At 46.1% G+C, this 25,450-nt stretch carries 15 protein-coding genes and 1 tRNA gene; 8 read left to right on the forward strand and 8 right to left on the reverse strand.

The annotated features are described in order from the left end of the window. Window positions 1-37: 37 nt before the first annotated feature. The 4 genes from QUA62_RS07960 (at window position 38) to QUA62_RS07975 (ending at window position 7,808) form a co-directional block, all read left to right on the forward strand. Window positions 38-1,768 carry an SLBB domain-containing protein gene (locus QUA62_RS07960; RefSeq protein WP_333403353.1) on the forward strand — a complete coding sequence of 577 codons (1,731 nt, stop codon included), beginning with the start codon at window positions 38-40 and terminating at the stop codon, window positions 1,766-1,768. Window positions 1,769-1,911: 143 nt separating this feature from the next. Then, window positions 1,912-4,236, forward strand: a complete 2,325-nt coding sequence (locus QUA62_RS07965) for a polysaccharide biosynthesis tyrosine autokinase (RefSeq protein WP_333403354.1) — start codon at window positions 1,912-1,914, stop codon at window positions 4,234-4,236. Between the two features lie 422 nt (window positions 4,237-4,658). Next, window positions 4,659-6,026, forward strand: coding sequence for an NAD-dependent succinate-semialdehyde dehydrogenase (locus tag QUA62_RS07970; RefSeq protein WP_333403355.1), 1,368 nt, complete (start codon window positions 4,659-4,661; stop codon window positions 6,024-6,026). Window positions 6,027-6,170: 144 nt separating this feature from the next. Beyond that, a complete protein-coding gene (locus QUA62_RS07975) occupies window positions 6,171-7,808 on the forward strand; it encodes an acetolactate synthase large subunit (RefSeq protein ID WP_333403356.1) in 1,638 nt (545 codons plus the stop codon). Window positions 7,809-7,938: 130 nt separating this feature from the next. Here the strand turns inward: QUA62_RS07975 and QUA62_RS07980 are convergent, their stop codons facing one another. The 8 genes from QUA62_RS07980 to murA all read right to left on the reverse strand — a co-directional run bounded on the left by QUA62_RS07980 (window position 7,939) and on the right by murA (window position 16,615). After that, window positions 7,939-8,088 (reverse strand): hypothetical protein, encoded by a 150-nt coding sequence (locus QUA62_RS07980; protein WP_333403357.1) that lies wholly within the window; start codon window positions 8,086-8,088, stop codon window positions 7,939-7,941. A 398-nt stretch (window positions 8,089-8,486) separates the two neighbouring features. Next, a complete protein-coding gene (locus tag QUA62_RS07985; RefSeq protein WP_333288792.1) occupies window positions 8,487-9,362 on the reverse strand; it encodes a DMT family transporter in 876 nt (291 codons plus the stop codon). A gap of 289 nt (window positions 9,363-9,651) precedes the next feature. Beyond that, window positions 9,652-13,152 (reverse strand): hypothetical protein, encoded by a 3,501-nt coding sequence (locus QUA62_RS07990; RefSeq protein WP_333403358.1) that lies wholly within the window; start codon window positions 13,150-13,152, stop codon window positions 9,652-9,654. Next, window positions 13,145-13,297, reverse strand: a complete 153-nt coding sequence (locus QUA62_RS07995; RefSeq protein ID WP_333403359.1) for a hypothetical protein — start codon at window positions 13,295-13,297, stop codon at window positions 13,145-13,147. Before QUA62_RS07995 ends, QUA62_RS07990 begins: the two co-directional genes overlap by 8 nt. 352 nt (window positions 13,298-13,649) lie before the next feature. Beyond that, on the reverse strand, window positions 13,650-14,027 hold the full coding sequence (locus QUA62_RS08000; protein ID WP_333403360.1) for a DMT family transporter: 378 nt from the start codon (window positions 14,025-14,027) through the stop codon (window positions 13,650-13,652). A gap of 103 nt (window positions 14,028-14,130) precedes the next feature. Further along, window positions 14,131-14,212: transfer RNA gene (locus QUA62_RS08005), tRNA-Leu, on the reverse strand. Continuing rightward, on the reverse strand, window positions 14,191-15,060 hold the full coding sequence (locus QUA62_RS08010) for a M48 family metallopeptidase (RefSeq protein WP_333217264.1): 870 nt from the start codon (window positions 15,058-15,060) through the stop codon (window positions 14,191-14,193). Before QUA62_RS08010 ends, QUA62_RS08005 begins: the two co-directional genes overlap by 22 nt. A 136-nt stretch (window positions 15,061-15,196) precedes the next feature. Continuing rightward, a complete protein-coding gene (gene murA / locus QUA62_RS08015) occupies window positions 15,197-16,615 on the reverse strand; it encodes a UDP-N-acetylglucosamine 1-carboxyvinyltransferase (RefSeq protein ID WP_333403361.1) in 1,419 nt (472 codons plus the stop codon). Window positions 16,616-16,980: 365 nt separating this feature from the next. Between murA and smc the strand changes: the two genes are divergently transcribed. The 4 genes from smc (at window position 16,981) to QUA62_RS08035 (ending at window position 25,444) form a co-directional block, all read left to right on the forward strand. Next, the gene (gene smc / locus QUA62_RS08020; RefSeq protein ID WP_333403362.1) at window positions 16,981-20,781 is read left to right on the forward strand and encodes a chromosome segregation protein SMC; all 3,801 of its coding nucleotides are present in this window, start codon (window positions 16,981-16,983) and stop codon (window positions 20,779-20,781) included. Window positions 20,782-20,849: 68 nt separating this feature from the next. Beyond that, window positions 20,850-21,866 carry a PRC-barrel domain-containing protein gene (locus QUA62_RS08025; protein WP_333403363.1) on the forward strand — a complete coding sequence of 339 codons (1,017 nt, stop codon included), beginning with the start codon at window positions 20,850-20,852 and terminating at the stop codon, window positions 21,864-21,866. A gap of 290 nt (window positions 21,867-22,156) precedes the next feature. Further along, window positions 22,157-23,182, forward strand: a complete 1,026-nt coding sequence (locus QUA62_RS08030; RefSeq protein ID WP_333403364.1) for an SGNH/GDSL hydrolase family protein — start codon at window positions 22,157-22,159, stop codon at window positions 23,180-23,182. Window positions 23,183-23,350: 168 nt separating this feature from the next. Then, window positions 23,351-25,444 (forward strand): hypothetical protein, encoded by a 2,094-nt coding sequence (locus QUA62_RS08035; RefSeq protein WP_333403365.1) that lies wholly within the window; start codon window positions 23,351-23,353, stop codon window positions 25,442-25,444. The last annotated feature ends 6 nt before the right edge of the window (window positions 25,445-25,450 follow it).

The raw sequence follows: 25,450 nt of genomic DNA on the forward strand, positions 1-25,450 counted from the left end.
TGTTGGCGGGGTTGGATGAGGATAGGGGCAAAAAGCGATGGTGGTGAAAAGTGATTCGCGCAAGGTGCAACTTGAGAAAAAATCTCACCCTTCTCTCTCCTTCGCGGAGAGTCCAAGGGAAGAATTTCTCCCCTTTGCTGCAAGGAGAGGCGATGGGGGAGACATTTCCCGCAAAAGCTGCAAGCTTGGTGATTGGGCAAGCACTGCTGTAAAAAGTTTAATTGTCCAAAGTTTAACAGTGTCAGTGCTGGCGGCGGTGGGTTCATCTCCTGCGGCGGCCCAGTTTATGCCTCCTCCTCCTCCTCCTCCTCCCGCTTCGGGTTCTCCTGTTCCTGTACCGGTTCCGGCAGCACCGGGATTTCAGGGATTTCCGGCAAGTGCACCTTCAAGTGTACGATCGGAAGTTTACACTTTGGGAGCGGGCGATCGTATTCAAATGGACATCTTCAACGTCCCGGAATACAGCGGCCCCAACGGTCAACACCAAGTACAGGCAGACGGTTCCCTGAATTTGCCGTTAATTGGCAGCGTTTCGGTGTACGGGATGACCCTAGAACAAGCTTCTAATGCTGTTAAAGACAAATACGGCAAATACCTCAAACGTCCTTGGATTACCCTGAAATTGCTGGCACCGCGTCCTTTGCAAATTGCGATCGCGGGCGAAATCAACCGCCCCGGAGCCTATACAATATCCTCAGCAGCAGGCCCCGGAGGCACAGCAGAGCAAATGGGAACTCAAATGCCAACGATATCGCGGGCTCTGCGAATGGCCGGTGGAATTACCCAGTCAGCAGACGTGCGGCAAATCAAAATCCGGCGCCCCCAACGTAACGCACCGGAACAAATTATTAGTGTGGATTTGTGGGAATTATTGCAAAACGGCGATTTGCGGGCCGATATGACTTTGCGCGACGGCGATACTATATTTATTCCCACTGTAACTAGCCTCAACCGCCAAGAAGCACCGACTTTAGCAGTAGCTAACATTACCGGACAAAGCACTCAACCAATTAATATTGCTGTGGTGGGCGAAGTAACTCGCCCCGGTACTTATACTTTGGCAAAAGAGACTCAAAGTAGGGTACAAGAGAATGAAATGGGTGAAAATTCTGGTTTGTTTGCTGCCAGCGAAACCAACAGCGGGGAAACTGTTTTGCAGCAAACTGTAACGAGGGCAATTAAAATGGCGGGCGGCATTACGCCGGTAGCTGATATCAGACAAATACAAGTTCGCCGCCTGACACGGGCGGGTACAGAACAAATTATTAATGTGAATTTGTGGCAACTTTTGGAAGGGGCAGATGTATCCCAAGATTTAGCGCTGCAACAGGGAGATACGGTAATCGTTCCCAAAGCCGAAAATCTCGATGCAGTCCAAGACGAACAAGTTGCTAATTCTAATTTTTCACCGGATACGATTAAGGTGAACATTGTGGGAGAAGTCGTGAAACCCGGAGCAATTGCGGTGCTGCCAAACACTACTTTAAATCAAGCGCTGGTAGCAGCGGGAGGTTTTAATAAAGCGCGGGCCCAAATGGATTCGGTGGATTTAATTCGTCTCAATCCTAACGGCACTGTTTCCCAGCTAAATGTTAAGGTTAATTTTTCTGCAACAGCCAATGAAGAATCTAATCCCAAACTGCAAAATAATGATGTAATTATGGTAAGGCGATCGGGTCGCGCTACGTTCTCGGATAATGTAGGCGGGACTCTCGCTCCTCTCAGCCCGCTGTTAGGAATATTTCGGTTGTTCGATATTTTTAGGTGATTTGAATAGACTGGCATTAACACGTCAGAAACCCGCTTTCTAGAAAAAATTGCGGTTTGGGAATGAAATATCTAGGAATCAACCGATTTCCTGAAACTCCGCCACCAATACAGACGTTTAAACTAATAAGTTGTAGAAATCAAATGAAACCAGGGAAACAATCTCAAGTAGCACTGTTTAATCATAAAAAAGCCGCTGATCTGCGAAAAAGGTCTTCTGGGCTTTATGAAGAAGATCAATTTTTAGGCAGAAACACAACCGAGGCAGAAGAGTTAAGTTTTTGGGAAGTTTGCCGCAGTCGCTCCATCTTAGTCATCGGCGTAGCAGCGGCAGTGACTACCGGAGTTTTCGCCTGGACACTGAATCAAAAAAGCGAGTACGAAGGGCGCTTTCAATTATTAGTAGAACCAACGGTTACGCAAAATACTTTAGCAAAAATATACTCCGGTGAGCTGAAACTGCAACCAGCGGGCCCCGCGACGACCGAAAAGGCCGGTTTTGACTACGAATCCCAAATTCAAGTTTTGCAAAGCCCGCAAGTAATGTCGCCGATTATTAAACAGTTGCAGGCTAAGTATCCCGAAATAAATTACAACTACCTCTTGAACCAAAAAGCAGATAATTTGCCGTTTTCTCAGGAAAGTAGGTTGTCAATTAATCGCTTCAAAAATACCAAAATTATCGAAGTGAGATATCGGGATTACGATCCGAAAAAAATTCAGTTTGTTTTGGAAAAAGTGGCGCTAGGCTACCGCAACTACAGCGTGCAAGATACCACCACTCAAATTAGTCAGACTCTGGATTTTGTGAAATCGCAAATTCCCAACCAGCGAAAGCGCCAACAAGCTCTGCAAACAGAAATTCAAAAATTGCGGCAGCAGTACAATTTCATCGACCCGCAAATTCAAACCCAACAACTGGCGCAGCAAATCAGCCAACTTCAAACGCAAAGATTGGACGCGCAAACGCAGCTCAATCAGCAGAGATTGCTCTATTCCAATCTGCAAAATCAGCTCGGACTGAACCAGAAGCAAGCGCTGATGGCCTCGGCTCTGAGTCAAGCTCCCCGCTATCAAGCGATGCTGACTCAATTGCAGCAATTAGAAGGGCAAATTGCGATTAACTCGGCTACGTTTACAGACGAAACTCCGCAAATGCAATTGTTGCGAGAACAGCGCAAAAACCTAATTCCTTTATTGAAGAAAGAAGCCCAACAGGTTCTGGGAACTGATTTGGCTAAGGTAAATTCGCAAGTGCTGGCTTTTCAAGATCCGGTGCGGATTAAGTTAATCGAGCAGTTTATCGGTACTGCTAATTTAATTCAGGTGCTGGGCGTGCGGAATCAAGTTTTGGAACAAGCTGCTAAGCAGTTGAATCAATACTCTCAAGGATTACCGGTGATTTTGCGACGCTATTCCGATTTGCAGCGCGAGTTGGATTTAACTAACAATACGCTGAATGGTTTGCTGGCAAAACAGCAAGCTTTGCAGCTTGAATCTGTGGGCAAAAAAGAGGTGGCTTGGGAAGTTATTGCTAAGCCGGAAATTCCGCGCTACAAAAATGGCGAGTTGATGGCTGTTGCTCCGATTATGCCTTTGAATTTGGCTTTGGGGGGATTGGCTGGTTTGCTGTTCGGTATGCTGGCGGCGCAGTTGGCGGAACGGTTTAACAATAAAACGGTGTTCCAAACTCCAGAGGATGTCAAACAGTCGATTCGCCTGCCTTTGTTGGGGGTAATTCCTGCTAGCGATAAAATTTTGAGACTTCCTCCTGCTGAGACAAGCCCGGTGGATGTGGCAATTTCGCCGATGCCGACGGATGCTTTTCAAGAAGCTTTTCGATCGCTCAATGCGAATATTCGCTTACTCAACCTTGATACTCCGATCAATTCTTGTGTAATTACTTCTTGTCAAGTAGCTGACGGCAAGTCTACTGTAGCAGTCAATCTGGCGCGGGCTGCTGCAGCAATGGGCCAGCAAGTGCTGTTAGTGGATGCCGATTTGCGGCGCCCGCAGGTACACGAAATGCTGGGTTTACCGAATTGGCAAGGCTTGCACAATGTGATTGCTGAGGATGTGGATGTGGAACAGGTGATTTTGCGATCGCCCCGCGATGAAAATTTGTTTGTGTTAACTTCCGGCCCGGTTCCTCTCGATCCCACAAAGGTGCTTTCTTCCCGAAAAATGCCGCATTTAATGGCAGCTTTGTCAAGTCATTTTGACTTAGTTATTTACGATACTGCACCGCTTTTGGGTTTGGCGGATGCGAATTTGTTGGCGGCTCACACTAACGGATTGATGCTGGTAGTGGGGCTGCATCAAACTGAGCGGGAGGCGCTGTTGTTGGCTTTTGAAGATTTAAAAATGGCCGGAATTCCGCTGTTGGGAATGGTGGCGAATAACGATAAAGGCAGCAGGTATTACTATCAGTCTTACGTGCAGGATTACGTCCAGGAACAGTCTGTTTGAGGGAGAGGAATTGAGAAATGTGTAATGGAACAGGCCGTCGGGTCTGTTCTTGAGAATGCAAGGCGGGCGGGACACCCGACAAGATATTTCATCCATCTTGCACCATTAATGGTGAATAAAGCGGTCAGGGGCGGGCGGGACGCCCCACAAAAACATTTAACTTTTGTGGAACAGGCCGTCTAGCCTGTTCTTGAGATTTGTGCGTGATTTCAGAAAGACAAATTTTCTTAAGATTTGCGATCGAGACTCTGAACTATAATTAAAAGTATAGAAATTTAAACAAATCGCGGTACTTGCAACTTGGCAAGACCTGAAAGAAAACGTGGCCGGTAAATTCCTATTTTGTAATACCTTGATACAACTCCCTGCCGAGGCTGAAAACTAGCAGGGAGTTTTGTGTTTTTCACACAGGAGATGAAACCATGGCTATTGCTACTATCAACCCGGCAACGGGAGAAACGCTGAAAACTTTCGAGCCGATCGCGGATGAGGTAATAGAAGCTAAGCTGGAATTAGCACAGCAAGCTTTTAAAAAATACCGCCAACTGCCGTTTGAGCAGAGAGCCCTGTGGATGCAGAAAGCTGCAGACATCTTGGAGCGCGATCGCGAAATTTACGCTGAAATGATGACCCTGGAAATGGGCAAAACGCTCAAATCTGCGATCGGCGAAGTGGAAAAATGCGCCTTAGTTTGTCGGTATTACGCCAAAAATGCCGCTCAATTTATGGCAGACGTACCGGCAACCACTGACGCTAGCAGCAGCTTTGTCCGCTACCAACCGCTGGGCCCTATTTTAGCCGTCATGCCCTGGAATTTCCCATTTTGGCAAGTTTTTCGGTTTGCGGCGCCAGCACTGATGGCGGGCAATGTCGGCTTGCTCAAACACGCTTCCAACGTGCCTCAGTGCGCTTTGAAAATCGAAGAAATTTTTACGCTTGCTGGCTTTCCCGAAGGAGTTTTTCAAACTTTGTTAGTCGGCGCCGACAAAGTAGCTGATATCGTTGCGGACGATCGTATAAAAGCAGCAACTCTCACCGGTAGCGAACCAGCGGGTGAAAGTTTGGCAGCAAATGCGGGCAAAAATTTGAAAAAAGTAGTGCTGGAATTGGGAGGAAGCGACCCCTTTATTGTGATGTCCAGCGCCGATGTAGCAGCAGCTTTATCAACTGCTGTGACATCCCGGATGCTAAATAACGGTCAATCTTGCATCGCAGCCAAACGCTTTATTTTAGCAGAAGAGGTTGCCGACGAATTCATCACAGGATTTGTCGAAAAATTCGAGCAATTAAAAGTAGGCGATCCGATGTTGCCCGAAACCGATATCGGCCCTTTAGCTACTCCCGCAATCCTCAAAGACTTGGACAATCAAGTGCAAACTTGCGTCCAATCGGGAGCAAAACTTCTGACAGGTGGCCGCCCATTGTCAGAGAAGGCCGGCAATTTCTACTTGCCAACTATTCTGGCAGACATTCCGCCGAATGCCTCTGCCCGTCAAGAAGAATTTTTCGGGCCCGTAGCTTTAGTATTCCGAGTGGCAGACATGGATGAGGCGATCGCCCTCGCAAACAGCACATCTTTTGGCTTGGGTGCGTCAGCTTGGACTACAGTAAACTCAGAGAGCGATCGCTTTATTTCCGAACTAGAGGCCGGCGCGGTATTCATCAACGGTTTAGTAAAATCAGACCCTAGATTGCCCTTCGGCGGCATCAAACGCTCCGGTTACGGACGCGAATTGAGCATCCAAGGAATGCACGAATTTGTTAACATAAAAACAGTGTGGGTGAAATAAGCTCCCACTCTATCAACCGATCGCACAAATCTACATAAGTCTGCGTTTATCTGCGTTTACCTGCGGTTAAAAATTCCCATTTAGTATTTTTGCGATCGGTTTAAACAGACCAAAAAAAACCATTAACCGAGGAGAGAAACGGAAATGAACACAGCTCAACTATTGGTAAAATGTTTAGAAAATGAAGGCGTCGAATACGTCTTCGGACTTCCGGGAGAAGAAAATTTAGAAATTTTAGAAGCCCTGAGAAACTCTTCAATTAAATTTATTACTACTCGCCACGAACAAGGCGCGGCTTTCATGGCCGACGTTTACGGTCGTCTCACCGGCAAAGCCGGCGTTTGCTTGTCCACCTTGGGCCCAGGCGCAACTAACTTAATGACAGGAGTTGCTGATGCCAACTTAGACGGCGCTCCTTTAATAGCAATTACCGGACAAGTCGGCACAGACAGGATGCACATAGAATCGCACCAATATTTAGATTTGGTTGCTATGTTTGAGCCAGTTACTAAGTGGAATGCTCAAATTGTTCGCCCCAGCACAACGGCAGAAATTGTCCGCAAAGCTTTTAAAGTAGCTCAAAGTGAAAAGCCGGGAGCAGTTCACATTGACTTACCTGAAAACATCGCAGCAATGCCTGCTGAAGGAACTCCGCTCACCAAAGACAACCGCGAAAAAACTTTTGGCGCTTACCAAAGCTTGAATAAAGCCGCTGTGGCAATTTCCAAGGCAAAAAGTCCTCTGCTTTTAGTAGGAAACGGCGCGATCCGCGCTAACGCCAGCGATGCTTTGACACAATTTGCTACTCGATTGAATATTCCTGTAGCTAATACTTTCATGGGCAAAGGTGTAATTCCTTACACTCATCCTTTGGCACTGTGGACGACGGGATTGCAAAAACGGGATTATATTAGTTGTGCTTTTGAAGAAACGGATTTAGTGATTGCTGTTGGCTACGATTTGATTGAATATTCCCCGAAGAAGTGGAATCCAGAAGGAAAAATTCCGATTATTCACATTGGATCTTTGCCAGCAGAAATTGACAGCAGTTATATTCCTCTTATAGAAGTTGTGGGAGATATTTCTGATTCCCTCAATGAAATTTTGCAGCGTGCCGATCGCATGGAGAAAGTAGATCCTTTTGCTAAGCAATTGCGGGCGGATATTCGCGCTGGGTACGAACAATATGCAGCCGACGACGGTTTCCCGATCAAGCCACAAAAACTCATTTACGATTTGCGGCAAGTCCTGGGCCCGGAAGATATTCTGATATCTGATGTGGGAGCTCACAAAATGTGGATCGCGCGGCACTATCATTGCGATCGCCCGAATACCTGTTTGATTTCTAACGGATTTGCGGCGATGGGAATTGCGATTCCGGGTGCGGTGGCTGCAAAACTCGTTTATCCCGATCGCAAAGTAATAGCAGCCACCGGCGACGGCGGTTTTATGATGAACTGTCAAGAGTTAGAAACTGCTTTGCGAGTCGGTACTAATTTTGTGACGCTGATCTTTAATGATGGCGGCTACGGGTTAATTGAATGGAAGCAGCAAGATTATTTTGGTCATTCCGATTTCGTCAAATTTGGCAATCCCGATTTTGTGAAATTTGCCGAAAGTATGGGTTTAAAAGGCTATCGAGTGGAAGCTGCAACGGATTTAATTCCGATTCTGAAAGAAGCCCTGGCTCTAGATGTCCCTTGCGTGATTGATTGTCCGGTAGACTATCGGGAAAATGCGCGTTTCAGTCAATTATCTGGGGATATGAGTTGCAATTTGTAAGAGTAGCCCGAAATCAGGAAACGGCAGTGCCGTTTCCTCCATCGCCGTGTTGTTGATGGTTATATCGGATCGCCCTTAAATCGCGCTTTTTGACAAGTTGGGATGTAAGGGCGATCGCACTTTTGCAGCTTCAAGTATTCGGATTAGCTGTTACCTGCGTGATGTACTGGATGATCACGTCAAAATGCTTACGGATTTCTGCCAAGTTTTTTACCCCAGTATGAGAAGCATAAATCACTTCCTCTTCCTTCTGGCGAGCGGTTGCAATTTTCTTTTCCATTACTCCCGATAGTTTTATTTTAACTTGTCGGAGTTGTTATTCTATCAGAGTTTCGAGGTCTTGGGCAATGGCAATAAACTGACTCATTATTTAACTATTATTTAACTTAAATTGATACGTTTTTACAGTCAATTTAGACGTAGTTGAGTTTTTGGCTAGTTAAACTAATATAGCAATCCTTGCAGGAGTCGTAAATTTTTTACCCCACCCCAACCCACCCCGAACCCGAGGGGAGGAAGTAAGAAATTCACAAATGATGCGAGGATTGCTATATTTGAGCATACTAAGTATGGAAGACCCGTTTTTGGCTACTTAAACTAATATTTAAGGACACCAACTAAGAAAGAGCCTATTTTTTGACTTTTTAGCGACACGCAACACTTCTGTCTCAAATCTAATCACTTCAAACCCAATAATAAGGCGATCCCGCCGATCGCACCAACTACCCCCAAAACAGCCCGAATGCTCACTTTTTCGCCCGCCAGCACCGCTAAAGGCAGTATAAATAGGGGGCTGGTAGAACTGAGTGTTTGAGCGATTGCTGCGGGTGCATATTTCAGTGAAGTCTGTTGCAGGGAAATCCCGAGATAGGTTCCTAAAAAAGCTGCCAGAATTATGGCACCTAATATTTTGGATGATTTTAATTGTTTGAAACTCTCAAGGTTTGTTGGCTTAAAAAAGCACAGCATGACTGCCATACCGCCGCTCAAACGCAAGGCCGCCGTCCACAGAGGATCGATATCTATTTGAGTGAAGGCGGCGCGGGATAAAATTGCTCCAACGGCGTGGGTTGTTTGTCCTAATAAACTAATACCTAATCCCTGCCAAAGATGTTTTGATGATAAGGTTGTTTCGGCTGTTCGTTCTGCAATTACCCACGCTACGCCGCAGATTGTTAAAAGAATGCCAGTACAAGCAATGGGCGATAACTTTTCTTGCAAAAATATTAAGCCCAATAAAGCTGTTAAAGGGGGAGATAGGGTTTCTAAAAGCAGCGTTCGCCTCGCGCCTAAATATTTTAATACGATAAAGAAAGCGGTGTCTCCGATGCCAATTCCTAGACCGCCGCTAATCAGCAGCATTGCTAAAATATTGGGGTTGATGGCGGGTAAGGGTTTGCCTAAAATTAGTACAGTGGCAAGGAGCATGAAAAGGGCGATCGCGCCTTTGAGCAAGTTTAGCACCACTGCGGGGATTTGCTGTCCCACTCGCTGCCAGATGGTGGAAGATAGAGCCCAGACAAATGCAGCGCCTAAAGCGGCGATTTCACCCATAAAATCTGTTGACTGTTGACTGTTGACTGTTGACTGTTGACTGTTAACGGTTGACTGTTGTCATTAGTTACCAATTCGCAATTCCCGATGCCCGATTCCTCATGCCATATAAATTAGGGTTCCCGGTAGCCTACCTGGAACCCTAGATTTATTAAGCTTTTTTTAGCAGTGGGCGGTGAACATAAATCAATACCATCATGTCCGAATAGAGGAAAGAAGCAATTCGCTTGCGGTTTGGGATTGCTTCGTTCCTTTCTTCGGACACCCAATATAGATGTCTACCTACTGATTAACCTTGTGGTAATTCCGGAGATTGCGTAGGTTGAAATTGTGACCGCATATCTGTTCTTACCCAAGAACCAAAACGATCGGGACGAACGCATTCAGCATTCTCTAATTCGTCTTTGAGTCTCTTGGCGAAAGATTCAAAGATATCCCCTAAAGCCTGACGATCTGTTAAGCAACCTTGGAGAGCAATAAGTTGTTCCAGCGTCCAGTTATACAGTTGAGTGTCCCCTTGTTCAATGCGTAAATAGAACTGATTCTCAAACTGTGCAAGATTAGAGTAGAAGTTCTCAACTTCTGACTTGATCAAGTTGATATCCAGGTAGAATTGTTGCTGTCTCAATTCTGAAAAAATCGTATTTTTGAGGTTCTGCGTGAAGTTTTGGTTCAGCTCAGTTTTGACGATTGTAGAGACATCATTACGGAAGTTGAGAATCTTGTTATCCAAGCTAACATTAATGCGATTGTCAAGATCGTTGACAATATTATTAGTCACTAACTGCACGTTGCTCGTGCTAGATTGATTAACAACCGTATTGATGCGGTCATCAATGTTAGATTCAATCTGCTGAATGACCAGGTTTTTAATGTGTTGGCTTTGGTCAGCAATTTTGAGATTAACTACCGCATTAATCCGCTGATCCATGTCGTGTTGAATTTGCTGAACAATTTGAGTGTTAATATCGTGAGATAGATTAGACACTTTGAGGTTCACGACATTATCGATGCGTTGATCGATGTAAGTTTGCATTTGCTGAATCACCAGATTCTTCACATTCTGGGTTTGATCAGAAATCTTGATGCTCACCACATTCTCAACACGCTGATCAATAGTTTGTTGGACTTGCTGAATTACCTGATTAGTGATCTCTTGAGATTGATTGGCGATTTGGACATTAACCGAGTTACTAATGCGCTCATCAATATCAGCCGATATTTGATTAATTACCGTGGTATTAATCTCTGTAGACTGATTGGCAATTTTGATGTTAACTACATTCTCAATCCGTTGCTCAAGTTCAGTTTGCATTTGCTGAACTACGAGGTTCTTAACTTCTTGAGTCTGATTAGACACTCTGAGATTAACGACGGACTCAATACGCTCATTGAGTTCGGTTTGCATTTGTTGCACGACTAAATTTTTAATCTCTTGGGTTTGTTCAGAGATTCTTAAATTCACCTGCTCACTAACAATGCGGGGGATTCGGGAAATAAATAAGTCGTTGAGATTTTTGTTGAAGTACCCCGACCAATTGTGGAAATTCTGATTAAAACTAACTTCCATTTGCTGGGTAAGAGTCTTAAACATAAAGTCCAGCCGTGCTACCCTCATGCCTAAGTCTTTAGCTTGAGTTTGATAGCCTTTAAGCAGCCATTTTTCCAAATTGTCCCAATAAGCTTCTTTTTTCTCGTTTGGGTCACCTGTTACTGTGATGGAAGTATTGATTTGGGCTGCCATTTGCTGCCACATTTTTTCCATCTGATCTTGGTCAAAACTGAAGTTAAATCCACTGCCAATATTGATATTTTCAGAACCAGAAATACTTGTACCACCAGTGTTAACTGGTATACCACCAGAGCTAGTTGTACCACCAGTGGTAACTGGTATACCACCAGAGCTAGTTGTACCACCAGTGGTAACTGATACACCACCAGAGCTAGTTGTACCACCAGTGGTAACTGGTATACCACCAGAGCTAGTTGTACCACCAGTGGTAACTGGTATACCACCAGAGCTAGTTGTACCACCACCAGAGGTAACTGCTGTACTACTAGAGCTAGTTGTACCACCACCAGAGGTAACTGCTGTACCACCAGAGCTAGTTGTGCTACCACCACCCACTACACTAACAGTGCTTTCGCTGCTGCCCGTGCCAGATGTTATTGATGACCCTCCATATCCTTCGGCTACTTCTACATCAGTGATGTTGTTGATTTCTAAAACAACTTGCCCTTCGTTATCTTCTATGTATGTATCAAAAAAGAAGCCGGAGATGGTTGTTTTTTCTTTGACTTCAAAAATAACGTCATCTTTGAAGCCATTTAAGGAACACCAACTTTCGCTAACTTCATTTCCTGTCAACTTGGAGATAAAATTTCCCCCTTGAATCAAGAGTAATGCCCAAGGTTCTAATTGGAAATTTTTTGCTTCTGCTCCATAAGTGGCATTGCTTTCCCGAATCTTGACGCGATAGTTTCCTGGGGCTAACTCGATTGAATTAGCATTGGCTTTTTTAAGATTTGAGAGAGTATTGCTATCAAGCGGATAGCAGTTTTTCTTGCTATCAACGGTTAAAGTTTGGGGATTTTGTTGATTGCCAGTGATTGAAACAGTGACTTGTCCTTGATTATCATCACTATAGATATCAAAGAATAAAGCACAGACTACAGCTTTTTCTTTGATATCTAACTGCAATTTGTCGTTATAGCCGTTTAAAGTTGCCCAAGTTCCACCTGTCTCAACACCTGTCTTTGTGTTGATAAAGGTACTGCCATCAAGTCCATAAATCCAGAGAAAAACAAAAGGCTCACCGGCGGTATTGTCGGCCCTATAACTGTAGGTACCACTGGTAATTTGGATGTCAAAAGTTCCTTTGTCTAATGTCAGAGACTTAGCAACATTTTGTTGCAAGTTATTCATCTGATCGGTATTGATAACGTAACAGTTTTCTTTGGTATCAATGGTTAACAGTTGCATAGTTTCCTCAGGAGTTGTAGTAGTTGGTTGTGGAGCTTGTGTAGCTTCAGTGTTAACTTTTGAAGTGATGGTTGGGATCACTTCTGGTGCGGGTTGATAAACGGCAAGGCCTGCCCAACGACCCCTAGGCTTGGTTTGAGCCACTAATGTGCCTTTACCTGTCTTGGTATTAATGCGGATTAATTGACCGTCTTTTCCCAAGTTAAAAAATCTGCCCGTAACGCCATACAGGACATTGCCAACAAATTCCATACTGCCAATACCAGGAAATCCGGTATCACCAATGGTTTTAACTTCGCTAGTATCGAGATTGCATCTAGCAAGTAATTTCTTCTTTTCGTAGCTAATTAATGTGATATATGCTATGCCATTGCTATCAAAGGCAAGTTCACCACAGTTGTAGTCTTTATTAGCTACGGTAGCTACTGGGGTACCTTTTCCTGTTTTAATATCAAGGGCAATCAGTTGTTTAGCTGTGCTGGCATAAAGGGTTTGACGTTGGGGATTATAAGCCAAGCCGACTGTAGCAAAGCCCGTATCCCCAATGACAGTCGTATCACCTGTTGTGATGTCAATTTTAACGAGCTGCGTTGTGTCCCCTTCTTGCTCAATGCCATAGAGTTGTGAATCAACAAAGGCGATATCATACATTTCTGTAATGAGCTCACCGATGAATGTTGCTTTACCTGTGGCTAAATCAAGAGTATACAGTTTACTTAACTGATTCGAGACACAATCTTGGATATATACTGTCCCTGGAACCATAGCTAAATCCAAAGAAGATATATTGCTTGCCTGATTACTCATCTTTATCTTTTGAACTTGCCCAGCGCTCGATCTCTCTGGCCCGCCATACTGGTACAGGATGGGACAACTGAGCCGTCTGAGCTTGTTTGAGCATATCTCCGAGTTGAGTGGTGCTGAAGTCGTCGTAGGCTCGCGCCTGCGCCAAAAACGTCTCTACATTCAGTTTTTGGTAATCACTTAATGTGATATATGCTATTAGACTTGTTTTGCCAAACTGTTAAGAAATCCTCATCGAGTTTGCTGATGACGGTATTTCCCTTAGTGCTGATAAACTCAACATCTGCTAGAATTGGTCGCAAGTTTGACAGCTCCGGGAATGACTATTAGTTTATCTCAAGGGGTAGATAATTTTTTTTTCGTAATAAAGCGTAACATCTTTCTGTATCCGCTCAATAATCCGGAGTAAATCGCTCAACGATGCACCTCAAATGATGCAAAATCGTTCCTGAGTGGGTAGTCCGCCCCGAATTATTGAGCGGATAAATCTTTCTCATCTTTCAGTTGTGCGAAGTCAGCAGCAACGAGCATTTTATCGAGCTCGTACTCGCGCCTAAATATTTTAAAACGATAAAGAAAGCGGTGTCTCCGATGCCAATTCCTAGGGCGCCGCTGATGAGCAGCATTGCTAAAATATGGGGATTGAGTGCTGGTAAAGATTTGCCTAAAATTAGTGTAGTGGCAAGGAGCATGAAAAGGGCGATCGCACCTTTGAGCAAATTTAGCACGACTGCGGGGATTTGCTGTCCCACTCGCTGCCAGATGGTGGAAGATAGAGCCCAGACAAATGCAGCGCTTAAAGCGGCTAATTCACCCATAAAATGTGTTGGCTGTTGACTGTTGACTGTTGACTGTTGACTGTTGTCATTAGTTACCAATTCGCAATTGGCGATGCCCGATGCCCGATGCCCGATGCCCAATATAAATTAGGGTTCCAGACTTATCATCTGGAACCCTAGATTTATTAAGATTTTCTAGAAGTGGGCGGGGAGAGAATCGAACTCTCATACCTTTCGGTGTCAGATTTTGAGTCTGATGCGTCTACCAATTTCGCCACCCGCCCTTTTGGGTTTCACCATCATAACACACCGATCGATTTCCTGCAAGCAAAGATTCATAATCTTTTGAACTTGCCCAACGATCGATCTCTCTGGCGCGCAATACTGGTACAGGATGGGACAACTGAGCCGTCTGAGCTTGTTTGAGCATATCTCCGAGTTGAGTGCTGCTGAGGTCGTCATAGGCCCGCGCCTGCGCCAAAAACGCATCGACATTCAGTTTGGGAGCTAAAGTCGGCGAACCTCCGGCCAGTTTCATCAACAGGGATGCTACCACTTTTGGGTCTTGGGTGGCGAGCAAGGCGGCGCGATCGCACGTAAATTCCGCACACCGCAACCATTCCAACATTTGCGCCTGCAAACCCTGCGCCAGCACGGTTCCCACAGGCGAAATTTGGCCCGCGGCCAACACAATTAAATTAGCCAGAGTCAGGTAAACTCCGTGATCGCACTTCAAATGACCCAACTCGTGAGCAATTACTGCCTTAACTTCCTCGTCTGTAAGCAAATCAATCAGAGAAGTGTGCATCACCACAAAAGGCTGTTTTCCCCGCATCGCAAAAGTGTAAGCATTTGGCATCGGATGCTGGCGGACATAAAGCTGCGGCGCTTCCAAATCCAGAGTTTTGCAGGCATCCAACAGCAATTGATGCAGGTGGGGCAATTGATTTTCGCCGACTTGGACGCTGGAAGCCAGATTTTCCAGCATAAAAAACTGTTCGCCAAGTTGTCCCAGCAACTGCCGCACGATCAAATCCAGGCCGGGCAGTTGTTTGAGAGTGCTGGTAGCTTCCAAGTCTAGCGGGTGGCGAAACTGGTCTGCTTTTAAACCGATGAGCGGTATGTTCGACATTTTAGTCAGTTGGGAATGGGGAATAGGGAATTGGGAATTGGGCATGGGGCATGGGGAATTGGGCATGGGGAATTCTTTTGCTTCTTCCTTTTTTCCTCTTCCTTCTTCCTTCTTCCCTCTTCCCTCTTCCTTCTGACTACTTTAAACCCGATCGCACGGGATTGACAGGAGCCTCAGCAGTCGCCGGGTCTGTACCCTCTTTGACGCGCCGCAACTTCGCTCCCAATTTTTGCAGTTTCACCTCTAACTGCTCATAGCCGCGGTCTAAGTGCTGCAAGCTGCTGATGGTTGTGACACCATCGGCTGCAAGTCCCGCTAGCACTAACGCCGCCGAAGCCCGCAAATCTGTTGCCACGACAGGCGCGCCCGACAGCCGCGACACTCCCCGCACAATCGCTACATTGCCTTTAAGGCGAATGTCTGCGCCCATGCGGTTGAGCTCTGCTACGTGGCGCAAGCGATTCTCAAACACGGTTTCTTTGATCAAGCTGTCGCCTTCGCTCAGCGTGAGCAAAGCCATAAACTGAGCTTGCATATCTGTGGGGAAACCGGGATAAGGCAGAGTTTCGATGTCTGTGGCCGAGTGAGTTTGGCCGGGAACTATCCGCAAAATGTCGGGGGATTCTGCAATAATTTTTGCCCCAATTGTCTGCAATTTGGCAATGACTGCGGTCAGGTGGTCGGGAATTACCGGCGACAAACTGATTTCCGAGTGAGTGATGGCTCCTGCTACTAAAAATGTTCCGGCTTCAATGCGATCGGGAATAATTGAATAGTCTACCGCGTGCAGCTTGGGCACTCCCGAAATGACGATCGTATTCGTGCCGGCGCCTTGAATTTTTGCTCCCATGGCGCGGCAGAAATTCGCCAAATCTGCGACTTCCGGCTCTTGAGCCGCATTTTCAATTATGGTTTCTCCTTCCGCCAGAGTCGCCGCCATCATCAAAGTTTCAGTTGCGCCGACGCTGGGGTAGTCCAAATAAATTTTGGCTCCTTTCAGGCGGCGGTTTGGCCCTTTGACGTAAGCGTGAACGGTGCCGTGGTCGATGTGGACTTCCGCACCGAGGGCTTGCAGACCGCGAACGTGGAGTTCAACAGGTCGCGCGCCGATGGCGCACCCACCGGGCAAGGGCACTTTGGCAAATCCCAAACGCGCTACCAGCGGCCCGATGATGAAGAAGCTCGCCCGCAGTTGGCTGACTAATTCGTAGGGGGCTTGAGCGTCTATGAGGTTGCTGGCGTTGATGTCTAAAACGTCCCCGTTCTGCTGTAATTTGACTCCTACAGCCGAGAGAATTTGTCCCATGCGGGCGACATCGACTAGACCGGGAACGTTGCGGAGACGGCAATCCTCTGGGCATAGCAGGGAGCCTGCCATGACGACTAAGGCCGAGTTTTTGGCGCCACTGATTTTGACGTGTCCTTTAAGGGGTTCGCGACCCCAAATTTGTAATACTTGTTGTTCGTCGCTTTCAGGTGAAGCTGGCAGGTTAGATGAGTTCTGAGCTGGTGTAATGGGTTTGCCCTCCATAATGCGCTTCGTTACTTTATACATTATTAATTTTGGTTCGATTTTACCGGAAAGTTTTTATATGTCTAGGGGTAACATTAGGAATTCCGGGAATTATATTTGCTGGCACTCGCTCTGGACAAGGCTTTCAGGTTTTAGCGCACAAATAATATCGATCGAGTCTCATGAAGTTATCTGTATCAAAATTTACGTTCATTTGTAGCGCTCGCTCGGCTCTCAGATGTTGTACCTTTGTCAACGATCTTTTTAAGTAAAAGCGGACTCGGTTGTTAACAAAGGTGTAAGATATCGGTTCGATCGACCATGCCAGAAAGTTTACACATTGTCGATCGCCCCATTGCCTGTGCTACCCTGTGACAACAACCTAGAGCCAAAGCTACTCCTAGCATATGGTTCACATTAAACGGATCGAACTGACGAACTTTAAATCTTTTGGCGGCACGACGGCCATTCCCGTGCTGCCCGGTTTTACTGTGGTTTCCGGGCCCAACGGTTCTGGGAAGTCCAACATCCTCGACGCTTTGCTGTTTTGTCTCGGACTTTCGAGTTCTAAGGGAATGCGGGCTGAACGTTTGCCGGATTTGGTGAACAGCGCCCAAAACAAACGCGGTACGATCGAAGCTAGCGTGACTGCGACTTTTGCGCTGGAAGATGTGGGGGAGGAATGGTTCGCCCGGGATGAAGATGAGGAGGAAAATGCAGCAGATGAGTTATCTGTTGAAGCAGAGGAATTCGAAGGGATAGAAATTGCCGAAACTCAAGACAACAACGGCCAATCATCTGCCAATCGAAAATCGAAAATCGAAAATCGAAAATCGGAAGAGTTATCTGTTGAAGACGTAGAAGAGATTGAAATCGCAGCAACTCAAGACAACAACGGGCAACTACTCGCTACCAATCGAAAATCCAAAATCGAAAATCCAAAATCGGATGAATGGAGTGTGACGCGGAAACTTCGGGTAACTCGCCAAGGTACTTACACTTCAACTTATTACATTAACGGCCAACCTTGCACGCTGACTCAACTTCACGAACAACTCAACCGCTTGCGAATTTATCCCGAAGGCTATAACGTCGTGCTGCAAGGAGACGTTACGAGCATTATTTCGATGAATTCTAAGGAACGCAGAGAAATCATTGACGAATTAGCTGGCGTGGCTCAGTTCGATCGCAAAATTTCTTTAGCTAGGCAGAAGTTGGATGAAGTTAAGGAGGTGGAAGAACGCAGCAGTATTGTGGAAAAAGAGCTGATTTCTCAGCGCGATAGACTGGCTTCCGATCGCACAAAAGCGGAAAAATATCAAAAATTGCGGGCGGAATTTCAAGAAAAGTCGCAATGGGAAATTGTGCTGAAATTCCGGCAATTGCAGCAACAAGAATGGAAGCTGCGAGAACAAATCGAAACGGGCGATCGCACTTCGGCATCTCTCACCGAACAACTGCAAGCAATTAGCACCCAAATTCAAGAAGCAACCGCCGAACTTGACGCGCTGAATGCCCGCGTTAAAGCTTTGGGAGAGTCGGAATTGTTGGCTTTGCAAGCGACGATTGCAACTCAGGAAGCGGAACGGCGGCAACTGCAAAACCGCAAACAGGATTTGGAAAAAACTGCTGGGCAAATGGCTGCTAATATAGCACAAACCGAGGAAGAAGTTCGCCAATTCCGCCAAAGTTTGGAGCAAATTGAGATTGAAATATCTTATGTTAAGTCTCAGCAGGGGAGTTTTCAGGAACAGCGGGACGCAGCCCAGCAAAGTTTAGATGAAAGTCGGGAAGTTGCAAATGCGATCGCTTCGACGGCCGAAGTTTGGGTACAGCAGCAAACGGAACTGCACCGCCAAATCGAAACAATTCAACAAACTTTGGAACCGCAGCGTACAGAACAAGCTACCATTGGCGAAAGATCCGATCGCCTGCAAAGTCAAATTCAAGAACAAAACCAATCGCTGCAAGTATTGGAACAGGAAATTGCAGGGAAAAAAGAGCAGCAATCTCGCCTTGTGGAAACCAAAGGCGTTGCATCTTTGCAAGTAGAATCGCTGACTCAGATTTTACTCGAAGCCGAACAAGAATTGCAACTGCAACAGGAAACTCAAACTCGTTTGTTGGAAGAACAGCGCGAAAGACAGCGCAAATTAGACAAACTAGAAGTGCAGTTTCAAGCACTGCAAGAAGCGACGGGAACGTTTACTGCAAAAATTGTCGCGCAAAGCGGAATTGGCGGAGTTTGCGGCTTGGTAGCTCAACTCGGTCGGGTGGAACCGCGCTATCAATTAGCCCTGGAAATTGCGGCGGGCGGGCGCATGGGAAATATGGTGGTGGAAGATGACAGCGTGGCTGCTGCTGCGATCGAATTGTTGAAACAAAAACGGGCGGGAAGGATGACGTTTTTGCCTTTGAATAAGATTAGAGGCGGCAGGTATTCGGTGAATGAAAATTTGCGGCGCGCGGCTGGGTTTGTGGATGCGGCTGTTAATTTGATTGATTGCGATTCCCGGTATCAGGAAATTTTTGCTTACGTTTTTGGCAGTACGGTTGTGTTTAGCAACCTCAGCGACGCCCGCCGCTATTTGGGACAGTACCGGATTGTCACTTTGGACGGGGAAATTTTGGAAACTAGCGGGGCGATGACTGGGGGAAGTTCTACTAACAGATCTACCTTGCATTTTGGCACGGTTGAGGCTAGTGAGGCTGCTAGTGAAGCGCGGACGATCGCATCTCTGCAAGAAAGGTTGGAGGAAATTGAGCGGATTTTGGAACGGTGCAAAATTGCGATCGACCGCGCTTCTATTTCTGTTAAAACTCGCAGCCAAGAATTGATGGAAGCGAAACAAAATTTGCGCGAACATCAGTTGCGCTTGGAACAGTTGGATTCAGAAATTAAGAATTTGCAAGCGCAACAGGAACAAGTGCGATCGCAAATTGCGAAAAATACACAGGAATTAACTAATTCGCGATCGAGATTGCAGTTGCTGGAGGGAGAATTGCCCGCACAGGAAACTCAATTGCAGCAATACCGCCAAACTTTGGCGCAGTTGGAAGAGTCCAACAGTCACAGCGAATGGCAGCAAATGCAATCGAGTTTGCGCGCTCTAGAAGCGCAGCTCCAAGAGCGAGAATTGGCTCTGAGAAACGTCCAGCAGCGCCTTGTAGACTTGGAAAATCAATTCGGGCGTTTGGAAGACAAAATTAAGGAAGGTAGCGAGAAATTGCAGGAATGGCAAGTGCAGCAAAACGCGGGTGCGGATGCACTCGATCGCATTGTTTCGCAGCAGTTAGAACTCGATCGGCAAATTGCGGAAGCTAAGGCGGCTTTGGGGGAAATTGAGGAAAAATTGGGCGTGCAGAAGGGAGATCGCGATCGCGCGGAATCTCAACTGCGAGAACAGCATTTAGCCAAACAGCAGTTACAATGGCAGTTGCAAAAACTCCACGAAACCCAGCAAGAACGCCGGGAACAATTGAGCGCAGTCCGCACTCTATTGGAAGCGCAGCGGGCGGAAATGCCCGACCCCGTGCCGTCGATTCCTGAAAATGTCGAGAAAGCCAATTTGACGGAATTGCAGCAGGAAGTAAAGGCGATCGCCAAACGCATTCAAGCTTTAGAACCGGTCAATATGCTAGCCTTGGAAGAGTACAACCGCACTCAAGAACGCCTTCAAGAATTGAGTCAAAAATTGACGACATTGGAAGGAGAACGCACTGAACTGCTGTTGAGAATCGAAAATTTTACCACACTCAGGCGGCGCGCTTTTAAGGAAGCTTTCGACGCGGTTAACGAGAACTTCCAGACTATCTTTGCGGAACTTTCCGAAGGCGATGGCTATCTCCAGCTAGATGACCAGGAAGACCCCTTCAGCAGCGGGTTGAATTTGGTTGCTCACCCGAAGGGCAAACCCGTACAGCGGCTGGCTTCCATGTCTGGAGGCGAAAAGTCGCTGACGGCGCTGAGTTTTATTTTTGCGCTGCAACGCTACCGCCCGTCTACGTTCTACGCTTTTGATGAAGTGGATATGTTTCTGGATGGGGCAAATGTGGAGCGATTGGCTAGAATGATAAAACGACAGTCTGAACAAGCCCAGTTTATTGTTGTGAGTTTGCGGCGACCTATGATTCAATCGGCTGAGCGTACAATTGGCGTTACTCAAGCGCGGGGAGCTTATACTCAAGTCATAGGACTGAAGTTGTAGTCCCGGAGTCTCTGTTAACGATCGTGTTGAGTGATATATGTACTTAATAAATCAGGATTAAACTTAGAATGACATCCGAACAAATTTGCCAACGCTCCGACATTCTCGGCACTCAAGTCATCACCCGCGACAGAGGTAAACGCTTGGGGGTGGTTAGTCAATTGTGGGTGGACATTGACCGGCGGGAAGTTGTGGCGATCGGTCTGCGAGATAATATATTCGCGGTCGCTGGAATGCCGAGGTTTATGTTCCTCAGTAATGTTAGTGAAATCGGCGACGTGCTGTTGGTGGAAGATGAGAGCGCGATCGAAGATGATGTTGATGTTGAAGCCTACAGCATTTTGATTAACAGCGAAGTTATTACCGAAACCGGCGAACTTTTAGGTAGGGTGCGGGGCTTTAGGTTCGACCCCGAAGACGGTAAGTTAGTTTCTATAATTATCGCTTCCCTGGGAATCCCCCAAATCCCCGACCAAGTTCTCAGCACTTACGAGTTGGGGATTGAAGAAATTGTCAGCAGCGGCCCGAATCGCTTGATTGTGTTTGAAGGTTCCGAGGAAAGGCTCAGGCAGCTTAGTGTGGGTTTGCTGGAGCGCGTCGGTTTGGGTCAAGCACCTTGGGAACGGGAAGAGGACGAGCAAGGTTATTATCCGAAACCCGTGGCTACAGGAAATCAATTGGGCCCGGGCGTGCGGATACCTGCACCGGAAATGCGGAGCCGGGTAGCTGCGCCTGCGGTGGAGGAAGTTCCTTGGGATGAGGATTCGCAGTGGAATCGGCCTGCGGTGCGCCAGCCGATGCGCGCGGCGCAGCCTGAGCCGATTATCGACAATTACGAGGATTACGAAGAAGATAATTGGGGCGGCGAGGAGGACGATTACGAAGAGGAGTACGAGGCGAAGCCACAGTACACTCGCTCTGAGAGTTCTCGCCCGAAGGCGCCTGTGGTCGAGTACGAGTACGAGGATGATGTGGAAGCTGATGCTTGGGCTGACGATGAGGCACCGAAGCCTTACCAGGCTCCTCGGGTGAATATCCCTGAGAAGACTAAGACTCCTGAGTACGAGGAGGAGCCTGGTTATTAGAAATTAATCGCTCGGTTGGGCGGGTTTACGAGATTGTGTGTTTTAGACATAGATAGTTGGTAAAACCCGCCCCTACAGACCATTGTAGGGGCGGGTTTTACAAACAATATCGGCGTAAGACCCACAATATAATAAACCCGCCCCCGCCCAACGAATAATCGGAATCTACATTTTTTTGGAGTATCTCGAACATCAGGTTAATCTAGATTATCGGCTGTGTGGGGGCGGGTTTATCTAAATTGTTTGTGAACCTCAAATATTGTTTGTAAAACCCGCCCCTACGTTAAATTATGAAAAAAAACTTTATTAAAACCTCTATTTTCCAATTAATAACATATCTAATTTTTCCAATTTTTTTATCTACCACCACGGCTGAAATTGTCTTACGAGTTGCGGGATACAAACCCTGGCAAATAGAAAATGTTGATGTTGCGGTCGAACCCAAAGGTAACTTTTTTACCAAAGACTCGCAACTTGGCTACAAGCATTGGCCGGGTAAATTCAAGGTGACACTTAACGGCAATTACTCATTTAATACAACTCATCTCAATAATAGTTTAAGAATAACACATCCCCTCAATACTTACAATTTATTATCGTCAAAAAAACCTGAAATTTGGATATTCGGCTGTTCTTTTACCTACGGTTGGTCATTGAATGACAGCGAAACTTATGCTTGGTTGCTGCAAGAGAAATTACCCAAATATGAAATAGTTAATTTTGGCGTTAACGGCTACGGCACGCTGCACTCGTTGATTCAATTCAAAGAAGCACTAAAACAAGGAAATAAACCCGAAATTGCGGTGATTGCTTATGCCGGATTTCATGACCGCCGCAATACTTTGTTAAGGGCGAGAAGAAAGCAGATGGCTGCTTGGAATAAACTCGGTATTTTATTCCAGCCGGATGCTAGGCTGAATGGAGAAAATAATTTTACCTACAAGATGGCAAAACTTGAATATCACGAGTTCCCCCTGATGCGGGTTTCTGCATTAAGCCATTTTTTGGAGGTTAATTACAATCAATTTGAAGAGGGATTGTACAAAAGTCACGAGGTTTCTAAGGCAATTATTGAAGAGTTTAACCGTGTGGCTGAGGCTAATGGTGTTAAGTTAGTTGTGGCGGGAATTAATACAGGTTCTGCTAAGATGTTGGAGGAGTTAAGTCAGGAGGGAATTGCTACGGCGGATATTTCAGTTGATTTGAAAATACCTGCCAATAATAATTTACCTCATGACCTTCATCCAAGTGCGATCGCGAATCGGCAATATGCAGAAAAGTTGGCCGGTTTTTTGCAAGGTACTGTTTTAAGGTAAGTTAACGAACCGCGAAGGCGCAAAGGGCGCGAAGGAAGAGAGAAAGAAGAAGTTTATAAGTTATTTAGGGTTGCGAGAGTGATGGGATTATTGGATTTTGTTTGTTTTAAATTGCCTAGCAAGAGTTTGATTGATGGCTTTTTTCTTTTTTTACTTGTTCTTGTAACCGTGACCGTTACATCAATCTATGTATCCAGCGAACATACTTTTTATTGGTGGGATTACGCGGGCTACAATACCGCTACAGTCAACACGGCAAATTTATTTCGAGACTCGCCAGATAAAGCATGGCGCGGAGTTATAGAATCGCTATCTAAGGAAAAAAACCTGTTAATTTCTCTGCCGTTAGTGCCGTTTATTCTCTTATTTGGTGAGTCTCGCCTGAGTTACATTCTCAGCGTATCCCTGATTTATGTGCTGCCGTTTCGCCTGTTGCTGGGGGCAATTTCTGCAAAGCTAATTCCAGTTTATCCCCGCCGCGTGTTTTGGTCAACTGTGCTGCTGAGTTTATTAATTCCGATGAGTTGGATACCGACTCTGCGGGGATATCTGGATACTGGCGGCTGTGTGTTTGTAGCCTTGGCAATTTGGGTTTATTTGCAGGATGTTAAGCTGAAATCTTGGTGGAAAATCCCGTTAATTGGGTTTTTGCTGGCGGCGGCGATTCTGTTGCGGCGCCATTTTGCTTATAGTGCGATCGCATTTTTTGGTGCAGCGACTTTACAGGCTTTCATCGAGTTTATTGTACTAATATACTGTAGGAAAACGGCGTTGTCGTCTTCAAAACACAAGGACGCGGCAGTGCCATTTCCCTACCGATGCTTGTTTGAATCGGGTGTAAAGTTAGGGTTAATAGCTGCAACTAGCTTGACTATTTTAATGTTGGTAGCGGGAGATTTTACTCGCAGTGCTCTGACGGTTGACTACCGCAATTTGTATGTCGCTTGGAGTTTGCCTGTAAGTGATATTTTAACTCGTTATGCGGATTTTTACGGTTTGGGAACTTGGCTGCTGGTACTGATTGGTTTTTCGGCGGGAATTATCACTCGAAGGCTGGTTCCGGCGGCGGCTATTTTTGTTTCGTTGTTTGGGGTTTTGTCGCTGGTTGAATGGCTGTTAGTTTTGCGTTACGGCTACTTGCACTATACAATTCATCTTACACCGATCGCACTTTTGGGATTGTCAACATTTTTCTGGACAACTTGGCTGACACTCAAGGGAAAAGTGCGGTATTTGATGCTGGGCGCGGCGGGTTTGTACCTGGTTGTAAATGCCGCAGTCGGGTTAATTCCTCTCAAAATTGATTTGCCCAGACTGTTTGTGGGTAATTTTCCGCCGTTAGTGCGATCGGACTACGACGAAGTTGTAAAATTAGTAGAGTTTCTGCGAAAATTAGCACCGAATGAAGAACCGATTTATATTGCCGGTGCTTCTAACAGTTTTAATGCTAATATCCTCAGACAAGCCAACCGAAAATTAAACCCGCCCGAGGGTTGGTGGAAATTAAATACAATCGGGAGGCCGCAAATTGACTCGCGCGATACTTACCCGCTACCGGAGTTGTTGCAGTCACAATATGCGGTGGTTGCTACACCCTTTCAGCAGGTGTTACCGAGTGACGAACAAGTTTTGCGATCGCACGAACAAGATGTTGTTAAAGTTGTGTACGATGCCTTTACTCAAAACTGGGAAATTGCCCGCGATTTCCAAGTGCTACCGCAACAGTTTAAGCTAGAAAACGGCGTGACTGTCAGCGTTTACCGGAGGGTGCGGCCGACTGATACAGCAACGGCAGTTAGGACTCTTGAGGCGATGCAGCGGCAAATAGTCGATCGACCAGGCACGCAGTTAGATTGGATTAGTTTGCATCAATCAATCTACACAAGTGCTAATTATTCAGTCAGTCAAGAATCGGATAATCTATATAATATTGTAACTCATCCCATTAAAAATAGCCAGAAACTCGATACATCTTTCCTGTATTTAGGTGCCATCTCAGACAAAGCGAAAGTTACCGGCAAACTCAATTTACCTAACAAACAATGTCCGGGAATTGCCCTGCGCTTGACTTTGTGGGACAAGCAAGGTAAATTAGTAGACTCAGCAGAGATGGCTTATAGTCAAAAAAGTGCGATCGACTTAAATCTATTAGTTGAGGGCAAAAATCCCATTTATCTGCTGCTTGAGGTATTGAGTAGCAGCAAACAGGATTTAACAAACCAATGCCGACTGGAGATTAACAATTTGGCTGTCAGTAGGTAAGTTGAA

Source organism: Microcoleus sp. MON1_C1, assembly GCF_036701945.1.
GTDB lineage: Bacteria > Cyanobacteriota > Cyanobacteriia > Cyanobacteriales > Microcoleaceae > Microcoleus.

Bases quoted from the DNA above. Each gene is read 5' to 3' on its own strand.
- QUA62_RS07985 (WP_333288792.1), bottom strand. From the start codon at position 9,362: ATGGGTGAAATCGCCGCTTTAGGCGCTGCATTTGTCTGGGCTCTATCT.
- QUA62_RS07965 (WP_333403354.1), top strand. From the start codon at position 1,912: ATGAAACCAGGGAAACAATCTCAAGTAGCACTGTTTAATCATAAAAAA.
- QUA62_RS07970 (WP_333403355.1), top strand. From the start codon at position 4,659: ATGGCTATTGCTACTATCAACCCGGCAACGGGAGAAACGCTGAAAACT.
- smc (WP_333403362.1), top strand. From the start codon at position 16,981: ATGGTTCACATTAAACGGATCGAACTGACGAACTTTAAATCTTTTGGC.
- QUA62_RS07990 (WP_333403358.1), bottom strand. From the start codon at position 13,152: ATGAGTAATCAGGCAAGCAATATATCTTCTTTGGATTTAGCTATGGTT.
- QUA62_RS08025 (WP_333403363.1), top strand. From the start codon at position 20,850: ATGACATCCGAACAAATTTGCCAACGCTCCGACATTCTCGGCACTCAA.
- QUA62_RS08010 (WP_333217264.1), bottom strand. From the start codon at position 15,060: ATGTCGAACATACCGCTCATCGGTTTAAAAGCAGACCAGTTTCGCCAC.
- QUA62_RS08030 (WP_333403364.1), top strand. From the start codon at position 22,157: ATGAAAAAAAACTTTATTAAAACCTCTATTTTCCAATTAATAACATAT.
- murA (WP_333403361.1), bottom strand. From the start codon at position 16,615: ATGTATAAAGTAACGAAGCGCATTATGGAGGGCAAACCCATTACACCA.
- QUA62_RS07980 (WP_333403357.1), bottom strand. From the start codon at position 8,088: ATGGAAAAGAAAATTGCAACCGCTCGCCAGAAGGAAGAGGAAGTGATT.
- QUA62_RS07975 (WP_333403356.1), top strand. From the start codon at position 6,171: ATGAACACAGCTCAACTATTGGTAAAATGTTTAGAAAATGAAGGCGTC.
- QUA62_RS07960 (WP_333403353.1), top strand. From the start codon at position 38: ATGGTGGTGAAAAGTGATTCGCGCAAGGTGCAACTTGAGAAAAAATCT.